The sequence below is a fragment of the Streptomyces sp. NBC_01235 genome (assembly GCF_035989285.1).
Classification (GTDB): domain Bacteria; phylum Actinomycetota; class Actinomycetes; order Streptomycetales; family Streptomycetaceae; genus Streptomyces.
This window is the reverse complement of sequence record NZ_CP108513.1, coordinates 3,648,846-3,660,714: the sequence shown is the minus strand read 5'-3', so window position 1 is coordinate 3,660,714 and position 11,869 is coordinate 3,648,846. Positions and strand designations below refer to the sequence as shown.

Genomic DNA, 11,869 nt, shown 5'->3' with positions numbered 1-11,869 from the left:
CGTGGGAGGCACTGCGTGACGCACATCAACGTCCTTGATCCCGGAGCTTCGCCGCTCGACTACTACGGCTTCGAGCTGCGGCGGTTGCGGGAGGCCGCCGGGCTCACGCAGCGGCAGCTCGGGGACATCCTCAACTACACCGGCTCGCTGGTTGGGCAGGTCGAGACCGCGCGGAAGGTTCCCACCCCCGAGTTCAGTGAGCGGGTTGATGCGGCCCTGGGGACTGGTGGGTTGTTCTCGCGGCTCGTCGAGCTGGTCCTGCGTAGTCAACTTCCGGCCTGGTTCAGGCAGGTGGCTGAGCTGGAAGCGCGGGCCGTCGAGATCTGTGCCTTCCAGATGAACATGGTTCATGGTCTGCTGCAGACCCCCGCATACGTGCGTGCCGTGCTCGGTGTGCTCGACGAGAGCGACCTGGATGACCGCACCGCCGTCCGGCTGGCTCGCCAGCGCATCTTTGAGAAGGGCGATCCGCCGGTCTTCTGGGTGGTGCTCAGCGAGGCTGCGCTGTACCAGCAGATCGGTGACCGGGGCGTTATGCGTGAGCAACTCGGCCACCTGTTGTCATTCGAGCGCACCCCTCGGATCAACGTCCAGGTGCTGCCGTTCAGTGCTGGAGCGCATGCGGGACTGACCGGCTCGTTCACCCTCTTCCGTTTTGTGAGCGACCCGGCCATCGTCTATACGGAGGGGTATGGCAGCGGGCATCCCACCGCGAACCCGGACACCGTCAAGGACTGTTCGCTCCGTTACGATCATCTCCGGGCCGCCGCACTCTCACTCAAGGATTCGGCGGAGTTGATCCGGCGAGTGATGGAGGAGCGCTATGGGGAACAACGTGACTCTGACGGAGATCCAGTGGCGTAAGTCCAGCTACAGCAGCGACCAGGGCGGCGAGTGCGTTGAGTGTGCGCCGATCGGATCCCTGGCGTGGCGTAAGTCGTCGCACAGCGGTGACCAGGGCGGTGATTGTGTTGAGATCGCCGAGACCCTCACCGCCACCGTAGCCGTCCGAGACTCCAAAAACCCGGCGGGCCCGATCCTCACGCTCGAGCCCGCCGTGTTCTCGCGGTTCCTCTCCTGGACTACAGCCGCTGAATGATCGTCCCCGTCGCCAGCGCGCCGCCCGCGCACATCGTGATCAGCGCGAACTCCTTGTCCGTGCGCTCCAGTTCGTGAAGGGCCGTCGTGATCAGGCGGGCGCCCGTCGCTCCGACCGGGTGGCCCAGGGCGATGCCGCCGCCGTTGACGTTGACCTTGGTCAGGTCCTGGTCGAAGACCTTCGACCAGCTCAACACCACTGACGCGAACGCCTCGTTGATCTCGACGACGTCGATGTCCTTCAACGTCATGCCCGCCTTGCCCAGGACGGCGCGCGTCGCGTCGATCGGGCCGTCCAGGTGGAAGTGCGGGTTCGCGCCCACCAGGGCCTGGGCCACGATCCGTGCCCTCGGCTTCAGCTTCAGGGCGCGAGCCATCCGCTTCGACGCCCACATGATCGCCGCCGCGCCGTCCGAGATCTGCGACGAGTTGCCGGCCGTGTGCATTGCCGTCGGCATCACCGGCTTCAGGCGCGCCAGGGCCTCCAGGGATGTGTCGCGTAGGCCCTCGTCCCGGTCGACCAGGCGCCACATGCCCTGCCCCGCCGCCTGTTCGTCCTCCGTCGTCGGGACCTGGACCGCGAACGTCTCCCTCTTGAAGCGTTCCTCGGACCAGGCCGCCGCCGCCCGTTCCTGGGACAGCAGGCCGAGCCCGTCCACCTCCTCCCTTGTCAGGCCTCGGTGGCGTGCGATCCGTTCCGCCGCCTCGAACTGGTTCGGGAGGTCTACGTTCCACTCCTCCGGGAACGGTTTTCCCGGGCCGTGCTTCGAGCCCGAGCCGAGGGGGACCCTCGACATCGCCTCCACGCCGCAGCTGATGCCGACGTCGATGACGCCCGCCGCGATCATGTTCGCTGCCATGTGGCTGGCCTGTTGCGAGGAGCCGCACTGGCAGTCGACCGTTGTCGCCGCCGTCTCGTACGGGAGGCCCATGGTCAGCCAGGCCGTCCTCGCGGGGTTCATGGACTGTTCGCCGGCGTGGGTCACCGTGCCGCCGACGATTTGCTCGACCGCGTCGGCGGGGATGCCGGTGCGGCCGAGGAGTTCGCGGTAGGTCTCGCCCAGGAGATAGGCGGGGTGCAGGTTGGCGAGCGCGCCGCCGCGCTTGCCGATGGGGGTGCGGACTGCTTCCACGATCACGGGTTCGGCGGCCATGGGTGCGGATCCCTTCGGAACTAGTACGTGTTCTAGTTCTGCTGCATGCAGTCTGCTGACGTGATGTGCGTCACCGCAAGGGTCTTGCAGGCTCGAGGGTCCTGAACTACCTTCACCGCAGTCTGTTTCTGATGAACCGTCAGATAGCAGCGTCAGTAGACACCGTCAGACGGCTGGAGCCGCCGATGTCCTGTCCAGCGCTTCCCGACGGGTTCGACTTCACCGATCCCGACCTGCTGCAACACCATGTGCCTCTCCCGGAGTTCGCCGAGTTGCGGCTGGCCGAACCGGTCCGCTGGATCCCTCAGGCGGGCAATGTCGCCGGGTTCCAGGACGAGGGCTACTGGGCGGTGACCCGGCACGCCGACGTGCGGTACGTCTCCACCCACCCCGAGATCTTCTCCTCATATCTCAACACCGCGATCATCCGGTTCAACGAGCACATCCAGCGTGACTCGATCGACGCCCAGCGGCTGATCATGCTGAACATGGATCCGCCCGAGCACACGCGAGTGCGGCAGATCGTGCAGCGCGGGTTCACTCCGCGGGCCATCCGTGGGCTGGAGGAGCGGCTGCGGGCGCGTGCCGTCGCCATCGTCGAGCGTGCCCGCGAATGTGACACTTCCTTCGACTTTGTCACATCCGTGGCGTCGGAGCTCCCCCTCCAGGCCATCGCCGAGCTGATCGGCATACCCCAGGAAGACCGCTCCAAGATCTTCGAGTGGTCCAACAAGATGATCGCGTACGACGATCCCGAGTACGCCATCACCGCCGAGGTCGGGCAGCAGTCCGCCGCCGAGATCCTTGCGTATGCCATGAACGTGGCCGCCGAGCGGAAGCAGTGTCCTGCTCACGACATCGTCTCGACACTCGTCGCCGCCGAGAACGAGGGCAACCTCAGCTCCGACGAGTTCGGGTTCTTCGTGCTCATGCTCGCCGTCGCCGGTAACGAGACGACCCGCAACGCCACCACCCATGGCATGCACGCCTTCCTCACCCATCCCGAGCAGTGGGAGTTGTACAAGGCCCAACGGCCCGACACCGCCGCCGAGGAGATCGTGCGGTGGGCCACGCCCGTCGTCGCCTTCCAGCGGACCGCCACCCAGGACACCGAGCTCGGCGGGAAGCTGATCAGGAAGGGTGACCGGGTCGGGATCTTCTACGCCTCCGCCAACCGCGACCCCGAGGTGTTCGAGAACCCCGACTCCTTCGACGTCACCCGGGATCCGAACCCGCACCTCGGGTTCGGCGGGGGCGGGCCCCACTTCTGCCTCGGCAAGTCGCTCGCCGTCCTCGAGATCAACCTCATCTTCAACGCCATCGCCGATGCCATGCCGGGGCTGAGGCTGGTGGACGACCCGCGTCGGCTGCGGTCGGCCTGGATCAACGGGGTGAAGGAGTTGAGAGTCAGCGCCGGGTGACTCTACGTCGACGCATACTCCCGTCATGGCTGACGCAATCATTCGCGTGCCCGCCGAGGTGCGGGACCGCCTGGCCGTGATCGCTGAGTCCCGGGGGACGTCCATCCGTTCCCTGGTGCGGGAGTTCGTGGAGTCAACTCCGACCGACGAGGAACGCCGGGGGCGGGCGGAGCGGATCCGCGCGTATCTGGCGGAGCATTTCGGGGTCGAGGTGACGGACGAGGAGAGTGCCGCGATGGGGCGCAAGGTCCGGGAGGCGTTCGATCACTCCCGGCCGCCCCGGCGTCACGGCACGGCCAAGTGAGGAAACGCCGAAGGCGGCGGCCCCGGGGATCGGGGGCCGCCGCCTTCAGCGCGCAGAACGCGCGTTCATGGGGGGTGTGGCTCAGTACCAGCCGTTGGCCTGCCAGAAGTTCCAGGCGCCGACCGGGCTGCCGTAACGGGAGTTCATGTAGTCCAGGCCCCACTTGATCTGGGTCTTGGCATTGGTCTTCCAGTCGGAACCGGCCGAGGCCATCTTGGAGCCGGGGAGGGCCTGGACGAGGCCGTAGGCGCCGGAGGAGGCGTTGGTGGCGTTGACGTCCCAACCGCTCTCGTGCTTCACGATGTTGGAGAAGGCGTTGTACTGAGCCGTGTTCGGGATCATCTTGTGCGCGATCGCCTGGGCCTGGGAGGCGGAGCTCACGGACGACGTCGCGGCCTGGGCGGGAGCCGCGGACAGTGCCATGCCGGCGGTGGCGGCGGCCACGGCGGCGACGGTGAGGGCCTTCTTCGGGGAAGCGATGCGACGGATGACGGAGACGGACACGGAGAACCTTTTTTCTTCGGGGGCAGTGGCGGTCGCCTGCATGCCGGAGTCACGCGGTGCGTGGCCGCACCGCGTGATGTGCGGTGGGTGGCTGCATGCGTCGGCGCCGAGGCCCGTGGGGCTCGTCGGCGCCGTGCGACGTCATCCAGAGAAGCAGGATCGGGAGCCGTCCGCAAAGACCCCTTTTGCTAGTTGTGGTCGTATTCGAGGGGAAGGTCACCCGTGTGACCTGGCTCTCAACGTGCAGGTCAGAGGGGGTTATGTCATGGGCACGGCGTCCGAATTGCCCGACTAGGCAAGATAGTGGGTGATGTGGGTCATGTGGGCTGGTTCACCGGTCGACGGTCTTCTGGGACCCTCCGCGGGACCTCTGCGGGGCCTCGAATGTGACCGCAGTCTCGAAGGCCGCCCGGCGGGTGGCTCTGCGGAGCGCCCTGAGCACCGCCGGGCCAAGGGTGAGGGTCAGCAGCACCGTGACGACCGCTCTTCCCAGGTCCCAGCCCAGCGAGGTCGTCACGCAGTACGCGACGAAGCGGGCCACGTTCGCCGGGACCGTCCCGTCCGGGTCGAAGGCCACGCCCGAGGCCAGTGCGCCCATGAAGGGCCACCCGGCCATGTTCATCGCCGTGCCGTAGGCGAAGGCGGCCAGGAAGCCGTACAGCGACAGCAGGGCCAGTTCCGTACGGCCGCGTACACGACCTGCGCCCGGCAGCAGGCCCGCGCCCATCGTGAACCAGCCCATCGCCAGCATCTGGAACGGCATCCACGGGCCCACCCCGCCCGTGAGCAGGGCGGACGCGAACATCGTCACCGCGCCCAGGACGAAGCCGAACCCCGGTCCGAGAACCCGGCCGCTCAGCACCATCAGGAAGAACATCGGCTCGATGCCGGCCGTCCCCGCGCCGATCGGACGCAGCGCCGCGCCTGTCGCCGCCAGCACGCCCAGCATCGCCACGGCCTTCGCGCCCAGCCCGGACTCCGAGATCGTCGCCGCCACGACCGCGACCAGCAGCACCAGCAGACCCGCGAAGAGCCAGGGGGCGTCCTGGGCGTGCGCGTTCAGGGCGGAGGCGGGCGGGGCCAGGAAGGGCCAGCTGAACGCGATCACGCCGGCAGCGCTGACCAGCGACAACGCGGCGAGGGAGCGGGGGCCCAGGTGAACGGGACGGGGATGCAGCCGGGGCGTCTTCGTCGTCGCAGGCGTCATCGGAGAGCCTCCCTCACCTGGGCGACCGTGAGCCATTCCTGCGGGGCCAGGATCTTCGTCACCTGCGGCGCGAAGGACGGCGAGGAGACCACCACCTCCGCCGTCGGACCGTCGGCGATCACCTCGCCCTCCGCGAGCAGTACGACCCGGTGGGCCAGCTCCGCGGCCAGTTCCACGTCGTGCGTGGCCAGCACGATCGCGTGGCCGGCCGCGGCGAGCCCGCGCAGGACGGCGATCAGGCGGGCCTTCGCCGCGTAGTCCAGGCCGCGGGTCGGCTCGTCGAGGAGGAGGAGCGGCGGGCGGGCGGTGAGGACGACCGCCAGCGCGAGGGTGAGGCGCTGGCCCTCGGAGAGGTCGCGGGGGTGGGTGTCGTCCGTGATGCCGGGCAGGAGCTCCGAGACCAGGGCGCGGCAGGTGCCGGGGGCGGCCTGCGCGTCCCGGTCGGCGGCCGCGCACTCGGCGGCGACCGTGTCTGCGTACAGCAGGTCGCGCGGTTCCTGCGGGACCAGACCGACGCGGCGGACCAGGTCGCGGGGCTGGGTGCGGTGCGGGACCAGGCCGCCCACGTGGACCGTTCCCGCCGACGGCTCGACCAGGCCCACGAAGGTGTTGAGCAGCGTCGACTTCCCGGCGCCGTTGCGGCCCATGAGGGCGATGGTCTCGCCGGGCGCGACGGTCAGGTCGACGTCGCGCAGGGCCTGGACGCGGGCCCGGCGGACGGCGAGGGCGCGGGCCTCGGCGGGAGGCGCGGGAGCGGACGACGGCGTGGGGGGAGTGCGGCGGAAGCGGCGGCGGGTGGGTGCCTTGACGAGGGGCGCGAGGGGGGCCGGAACCTCCCCGGGCACCTCCTGCCCAGCCCTTCCCTCCAGGCGTTCGCGCAGGTCGCCCGCCCTGCGCCGGGCATCCCGCACGGTCAGTGGCAGCGGGGACCAGCCCGCCAGCCGGCCCAGGCCGACCACCGGGGGGAACACCGGGGACACGGTCATGACGTCCGCCGGGGTGCCGAGGACCGGGGCCGCGCCGGGCGCGGGGAGCAGGGCGACCTGGTCGGCGTACTGCAGGACGCGTTCCAGCCGGTGTTCCGCGAGCAGGACCGTCGTACCGAGGTCGTGGACGAGGCGGAGGAGGACGGCGAGGACCTCCTCCGCGGCTGCCGGGTCGAGCGCGGAGGTCGGTTCGTCCAGGACGAGCACCCGGGGGTGCGGGGTGAGGACCGAGCCGATCGCGACCCGCTGCTGCTGGCCGCCGGAGAGGGTGGCGATGGGGCGGTCGCGCAGGCCGGCCAGGCCGAGCAGGTCGAGGGTCTCCTCGACGCGACGACGCATCACCTCCGGCGGCAGGCCCAACGACTCCATTCCGTAGGCGAGTTCCTCCTCGACCGTGTCCGTCACGAAGTGCGACAGCGGGTCCTGGCCCACCGTCCCTACGACGTCGGCGAGTTCACGCGGCTTGTGGGTGCGGGTGTCGCGGCCGGCGACCGTGACCCGGCCGCGCAGGGTGCCGCCGGTGAAGTGCGGGACGAGGCCGGAGACCGTGCCCAGCAGCGTCGACTTGCCGACCCCGGACGGGCCCGCGAGGAGGACGAGTTCGCCCTCGGGGATGGTGAAGTCGACGTCCTGGATGGTGGGTTGAGGGGCACCGTCGTACGTCACGGAGACGTTCTCGAAGCTGATCACGACGGCTCCTTGTTGCTTGCGTGGCTTGCGTGGCTTTCGGGGGCGAGGAACGCGGGCAGAAGGCCGAGGAGTACGGCCGCCGCCGGCCAGAGGGGGAGGGCGGGGGCCGTCAGGGGGACGACGCCGGGGTGCAGATCCGCCGGGGCGGCCGACGCGGCGACGGTGAGCAGGGCCGCCACCGTGCCGCCGGAGGCGGCGACGAGACAGGCGCGCGGGGTCCAGCGGTCCGGACGGTACCGGGTGCGCGGGGAGCGACGGCCGCCCAGGCGCAGTCCGGCGAGGGCCGCGGCGACTCCGGCGAGCAGCACCGGCACACCGTACGTGCCGCCCGCGGCCGTGAGCAGCCCGTACGTTCCCGCGCAGACGCCGAGCAGACCGCCGAGCGTGAGGGCGGCGGTCGTCCGGCGGACGGGGGCGGGGACGTCGGCGGTCCGGCCGTAGCCGCGGGCGTCCATCGCGGCGGCGAGGGCCACGGAGCGTTCCAGCGCGCCCTCCAGGACCGGCAGGCCCACCTGGAGGAGGCCGCGCACTCCCCTGTCCGGACGGCCCCGGAGGCGGCGGGCGGCGCGCAGTCGGTGGACGTCCGCGATGAGGTTCGGGGCGAAGGTGAGCGCCACGACCACCGCCACGCCCGTCTCGTACAGGGCGCCGGGCAGCGTCTTGAGGAGCCGGGAGGGGCTCGCCAGGGCGTTCGCCGCGCCCACACAGACGAGGAGCGTGGCCAGCTTCAGGCCGTCGTAGAACGCGAAGAGCAGGCCTTCGGCCGTGACCGCCCCGCCGAGCCGGATGCCCTGCGCCCAGTCGGGAAGCGGGACTTCGGGCAGGGTGACGATCACATGCGTGCCGGGGATGGGGGAGCCGAGGGCCACGACGAAGACGAGCCGGACGACGAGGACGGCCAGGGCGAGCTTCAGGAACGCCGAGTAGGAGCGGGACCAGGGGGTGTCGGGGCGGCAGGTGGTGACGACGTACGCGGAGACGGTGAGGAGGAGGCCCAGGAGGAGCGGATTGGTGGTGCGGGTGGCGGCGGTGCCGAGACCGAGGGCCCAGAACCACCAGGCGGCGGGGTGGAGTTGCGGGTGGGAGCGGCTGTCAGCCATTCCTGCGGGATCCTCGCCGCCGCGCCTGCCACACCGCTGCCGCGCCCAGCACGGCTACTGCCGCCGCGCCCGCGTAGAGGCCCACGGAAGGCCCGCCGCCGTCCTTGCCGGACTTCTCTGTGGCCGTCGGCCTTTCCGTCCCCGGCTTCTCCGTCCCCGACTTCTCCTTCTCCGACTTCCCCTTCTCCGACACCTGCTCGCCGCAGCCCGCCTCCGGATACCCCGAGATCGCGCAGAGCAGGGCGTTCGTGTCGTAGCGGAGGGGTTTGGCGACCGCGGCGAGCGCCTCGGCCGTCGTCGCGTCGGGGGAGACCCGGGCGCAGGCGGTGCGCGGCGACGGCGACGGCGGGGTCTCGCCGGACGGGGCGTCCGCCGCCGTGCCGAAGTCGATGACCAGGGCCACCCGCTTCGTGCCGTCCTGCGCGGGCGTCTTCGCGCAGATCACCGCGAAGGAGGCCGCGCCGCGCGGCTGCGACGCGTCCTGGGAGTCCGCGCTCACCGCGAACCGGAAGCCCTGGACGTCGCCGTCGGCGGGGCGTGCGGTGGAGGGGCCCTGGGTGGCGTACGTCCACTGGTCGCCGGCGCGGTCCCAGAAGGACCAGTAGCGGTAGCCGGCGGCCTGGGCCGGGGCGGTGGCCGCGAGGAGGAACACCAGAGGCAGGAGGAGCAGAGGCAGGAGGAGCAGAGGCAGGGGCAGCAGAGGCAGGGCGCGGCGCGTCACGGCTGCTGCTTCCTGCCGCGGCCGCTGATCAGGAAGCCGATGCCGATACCGGCGACGAGGAAGACGCCGACGATCCACCAGACGCTGTAACTGGAGTCGTCCCTGCCTTTGGACTCGGCGGCCTTCTCGGTGGTTTTCTTCGTGGCCTGCGGGGCCGGTCCCGTCGCGTTGAGCTGGGCGACCAGGTCCGTGCCGCCGAAGTGGCGGGGGTCGGCGCCCATGGCGTGGGCGGCGAAGACCAGTTGGGCGTAGGCGGCGGGGCCGCTCTGCTTCGCCCAGGCCGCGGAGTTCTGCTCGAGCCAGGCGAGGGGCTTCTTCGCCTGCGCGGTCCACCCCTGTGCGGCGAGGGCGACGACCGAGTCGGCGGTGTTGCCGTAGTCGGGCTGGTCCTCGGCACCGGGCAGGGCGGACTTCAGAAAGCCGTCGTCGCCGATCGCCTCGACGAGGTGGGCCGAGCCGTTGCGGGCGAGTTCGTCCGGGGTGAGCGGGGCGGAGGAGCCGGCGCAGGAGAGGACTTCCTCCGGCACCTTGCCGGCCGTCGTCGCGAACCCCTTGCCGAGGGCACCGACCACGCCCGCCGCCGTCGCGTCCGCGTTGGCGGCGAGGCCGCCCTTCTTGTCCGGCTGGTACGCGAACGCGCCGCCGCCGGCCACGTCGCACGGGATGGAAAGCTTCAGGAGAGCGTCGTACGACGACTTCCCGGCCTTCTTCACCTCCGCGGGCTGCCGCCCGGCCGCCGCCAACGCCCCCGCCACGACGGACGTCGAGTTGGCGTCGCTGGCCCCGCCCGGGGAGTAGCCCCAGCCGCCGTCCGCGTTCTGGATGGACTTCAGCCAGGTGACCGCCTTGTCCCTCTCGGCCTGGTGGTCGCCGAGCGCGGCCAGTGCCTGGACGGCTGCCGCCGTGCTGTTGGTGTCCACCATCAGCTTGGCGTCGCACGGCTTGGCGGTGTCCGCGCGGAAGGCGGCGAAGGCGCCGTTCGCGCACTGCTGCCCGGCCAGCCAGGCCACGGCCTTCTCGGCGGGCGTGACACCCACGGTCCGCTGCGCGAGCAGCGCCAGCGACTGGCGCCAGACGCCGTCGTACGTCGGGTCGGTGGTGCCGTACAGCCCGTCGGGTATCGCCACCGACGGGGTGGGGGACGGCGTGGCGGCGACGGCGGGGACGGCGGCACCCAGGACGACGGCGGTGGCGGCCAGGGCCGCGGCGCTGCGGCGGACGTTCATGATCGGCGGGTGCCTCTCCCTGCGGGGGAGCCGGGCAGCACGGGACATCCCGGCGGCTCGACTCCGTATACCTCGACGGTGCCGTGCGGCGGCGGGCCTGCCGACGCACGTGAGCCGGTCACGGTCCCGTACCGGGCGATCCGGCTTTGACGGATAGGGGTCTCCCCGGGGCGAGCGAAGCCGAGGCTTGGGGAAGGGTCAGCGCCGGAATTGCACCGGCTTCCCCCTGTACGGGCGTGATGACGACGCGGTAACTCTACCGGCAGGTAGGAAACCGCCCGAGGGGTGGCTGTGGACGGGGTGAGTTTATGGCCGAGTAGGTTCATGGCCATGCCAGTGACGGGGAGACTGCTCGGCTCGGGCCGTACGGCCGACGTGTACGAGATCGACGAGGCGTGGGTGCTGCGCCGGGACCGGGAAGGGTGGGGCGACGCCGCCGCCGAGGGGGCGGTGATGGCGCACGTACGGGAGTACGGCTATCCCGCGCCCGCCGTACGAACCTCGCCCTCCTGCTCGCGCACCGACCTGGTGATGGAGCGGCTGGAGGGGCCGACGATGCTCCAGGCGTTCGCGGCGGGCACGCTGGACGCCGAGGAGGCGGGGGCCGTCCTCGCCCGGCTGCTGCGGGCCCTGCACGCCGTCCCGGGCCGGGTCTCGGCCGACGCCCGCATCCTGCACCTCGACCTCCACCCCGACAACGTGATGCTGACGCCCGACGGGCCCCGGGTCATCGACTGGGCCAACGCGGAGGAGGGCGACCCGGGGCTCGACTGGGGCATGTCCGCGGTGATCCTCGCCCAGGTCGCCGTCTCCGCCCAGCCGATCGCCGCACCGGCCCGCACGATGCTGGCCGCCCTCCTCGCCGACCCCTGCGACCTCACCGAGGAGGGCCTGGCGCAGGCCCTGCGCCGACGGGCGGCCAACCCGACGATGAGCCGCGAGGAGACAGAACTCCTGGGCCCGGCCGGGGAGTTGATCAGGTCGCTGATGGTCTAGGGCCTGTCCTGGGCGGGCCTTTCGGCGCGGGGCGTCGGTCCGCCGAAGGGCAGGTGCAGCACCCGGCGTTCGACCAGCCACGTACCGTCGACGCGGCGGAACGCGTCCTCGTAGTGGCCGACCTGGACCGGGGGCCCGGCGGGGACGACGCCGCCCTGGTAGCCGTCGACCCGGTGCGTCGAGAAGTACGAGGTGGCCCGGGCGGTGTCCGGCGCGGTCACGGTGACCAGGATGTTCGACATGAGGCGGCGGGAGAGCCGGTCGGCGGGACGCGAGCCGAAGTACGCGCGCAGCGCCGCCCGCCCCTCGACCAGCCGTCCGTCCTCCGGCCACTCCCAGGTGCCGTCCTCGGTGAACAGCTCGGCCACGGAGGCCGGTTCGCCCAGGTCGAGCCGGTGGACGAAGCCGACGACTAGGCGCTCGCAGGCGCGTTCGGCGAGGAGGTGATCCAAGGGATCCATG

At 71.2% G+C, this 11,869-nt stretch carries 13 protein-coding genes; 5 read left to right on the top strand and 8 right to left on the bottom strand.

The window, feature by feature from the left end; translation table 11 throughout:
- Positions 1 to 15 precede the first annotated feature (15 nt).
- Positions 16 to 864: a helix-turn-helix domain-containing protein gene (locus OG289_RS16010; protein ID WP_327314692.1), complete on the top strand. Its 849-nt coding sequence runs from the start codon at positions 16 to 18 to the stop codon at positions 862 to 864.
- Positions 824 to 1,099, top strand: a complete 276-nt coding sequence (locus tag OG289_RS16005; RefSeq protein ID WP_327314691.1) for a DUF397 domain-containing protein — start codon at positions 824 to 826, stop codon at positions 1,097 to 1,099. Before OG289_RS16010 ends, OG289_RS16005 begins: the two co-directional genes overlap by 41 nt.
- Here OG289_RS16005 and OG289_RS16000 read toward each other — a convergent pair.
- A complete protein-coding gene (locus tag OG289_RS16000) occupies positions 1,083 to 2,252 on the bottom strand; it encodes a steroid 3-ketoacyl-CoA thiolase (RefSeq protein WP_327314690.1) in 1,170 nt (389 codons plus the stop codon). The two genes, OG289_RS16005 and OG289_RS16000, sit on opposite strands and share 17 nt — an antisense overlap.
- 185 nt (positions 2,253 to 2,437) lie before the next feature.
- Between OG289_RS16000 and OG289_RS15995 the strand changes: the two genes are divergently transcribed.
- Entirely contained in the window at positions 2,438 to 3,673 is a 1,236-nt protein-coding gene (locus OG289_RS15995; protein WP_327314689.1) for a cytochrome P450, read from the top strand.
- Between the two features lie 25 nt (positions 3,674 to 3,698).
- Positions 3,699 to 3,977 (top strand): hypothetical protein, encoded by a 279-nt coding sequence (locus OG289_RS15990; RefSeq protein ID WP_327314688.1) that lies wholly within the window; start codon positions 3,699 to 3,701, stop codon positions 3,975 to 3,977.
- Positions 3,978 to 4,058: 81 nt separating this feature from the next.
- Here OG289_RS15990 and OG289_RS15985 read toward each other — a convergent pair whose 3' ends face one another.
- The 6 genes from OG289_RS15985 to OG289_RS15960 all read right to left on the bottom strand — a co-directional run bounded on the left by OG289_RS15985 (position 4,059) and on the right by OG289_RS15960 (position 10,411).
- Entirely contained in the window at positions 4,059 to 4,481 is a 423-nt protein-coding gene (locus tag OG289_RS15985) for a transglycosylase SLT domain-containing protein (RefSeq protein WP_327314687.1), read from the bottom strand.
- Between the two features lie 331 nt (positions 4,482 to 4,812).
- A complete protein-coding gene (locus OG289_RS15980; RefSeq protein ID WP_327314685.1) occupies positions 4,813 to 5,688 on the bottom strand; it encodes an ECF transporter S component in 876 nt (291 codons plus the stop codon).
- On the bottom strand, positions 5,685 to 7,364 hold the full coding sequence (locus OG289_RS15975; protein ID WP_327314683.1) for an ABC transporter ATP-binding protein: 1,680 nt from the start codon (positions 7,362 to 7,364) through the stop codon (positions 5,685 to 5,687). Before OG289_RS15975 ends, OG289_RS15980 begins: the two co-directional genes overlap by 4 nt.
- Complete coding sequence (locus OG289_RS15970; RefSeq protein ID WP_327314682.1) at positions 7,361 to 8,464, bottom strand: CbiQ family ECF transporter T component; 1,104 nt, start codon at positions 8,462 to 8,464, stop codon at positions 7,361 to 7,363. The genes OG289_RS15975 and OG289_RS15970 overlap by 4 nt, the downstream gene beginning before the upstream one ends.
- Complete coding sequence (locus tag OG289_RS15965; RefSeq protein WP_442818904.1) at positions 8,457 to 9,185, bottom strand: SCO2322 family protein; 729 nt, start codon at positions 9,183 to 9,185, stop codon at positions 8,457 to 8,459. Before OG289_RS15965 ends, OG289_RS15970 begins: the two co-directional genes overlap by 8 nt.
- Complete coding sequence (locus tag OG289_RS15960; protein WP_327314681.1) at positions 9,182 to 10,411, bottom strand: prenyltransferase/squalene oxidase repeat-containing protein; 1,230 nt, start codon at positions 10,409 to 10,411, stop codon at positions 9,182 to 9,184. Before OG289_RS15960 ends, OG289_RS15965 begins: the two co-directional genes overlap by 4 nt.
- A 330-nt stretch (positions 10,412 to 10,741) precedes the next feature.
- Here OG289_RS15960 and OG289_RS15955 point away from each other — a divergent pair, with 330 nt between their 5' ends.
- On the top strand, positions 10,742 to 11,407 hold the full coding sequence (locus tag OG289_RS15955; RefSeq protein WP_327314680.1) for a phosphotransferase: 666 nt from the start codon (positions 10,742 to 10,744) through the stop codon (positions 11,405 to 11,407).
- Here the strand turns inward: OG289_RS15955 and OG289_RS15950 are convergent.
- Positions 11,404 to 11,868: a nuclear transport factor 2 family protein gene (locus OG289_RS15950; RefSeq protein ID WP_442819081.1), complete on the bottom strand. Its 465-nt coding sequence runs from the start codon at positions 11,866 to 11,868 to the stop codon at positions 11,404 to 11,406. The genes OG289_RS15955 and OG289_RS15950 overlap by 4 nt on opposite strands.
- Position 11,869 lies beyond the last annotated feature (1 nt).

Excerpts from the sequence above, each read along its gene's own strand:
- OG289_RS15990 (WP_327314688.1), top strand. The coding sequence starts at position 3,699 with ATGGCTGACGCAATCATTCGCGTGCCCGCCGAGGTGCGGGACCGCCTG.
- OG289_RS15955 (WP_327314680.1), top strand. The coding sequence starts at position 10,742 with ATGCCAGTGACGGGGAGACTGCTCGGCTCGGGCCGTACGGCCGACGTG.
- OG289_RS15980 (WP_327314685.1), bottom strand. The coding sequence starts at position 5,688 with ATGACGCCTGCGACGACGAAGACGCCCCGGCTGCATCCCCGTCCCGTT.
- OG289_RS16005 (WP_327314691.1), top strand. The coding sequence starts at position 824 with ATGGGGAACAACGTGACTCTGACGGAGATCCAGTGGCGTAAGTCCAGC.
- OG289_RS16000 (WP_327314690.1), bottom strand. The coding sequence starts at position 2,252 with ATGGCCGCCGAACCCGTGATCGTGGAAGCAGTCCGCACCCCCATCGGC.
- OG289_RS15970 (WP_327314682.1), bottom strand. The coding sequence starts at position 8,464 with ATGGCTGACAGCCGCTCCCACCCGCAACTCCACCCCGCCGCCTGGTGG.
- OG289_RS15960 (WP_327314681.1), bottom strand. The coding sequence starts at position 10,411 with ATGAACGTCCGCCGCAGCGCCGCGGCCCTGGCCGCCACCGCCGTCGTC.
- OG289_RS15950 (WP_442819081.1), bottom strand. The coding sequence starts at position 11,868 with ATGGATCCCTTGGATCACCTCCTCGCCGAACGCGCCTGCGAGCGCCTA.
- OG289_RS15995 (WP_327314689.1), top strand. The coding sequence starts at position 2,438 with ATGTCCTGTCCAGCGCTTCCCGACGGGTTCGACTTCACCGATCCCGAC.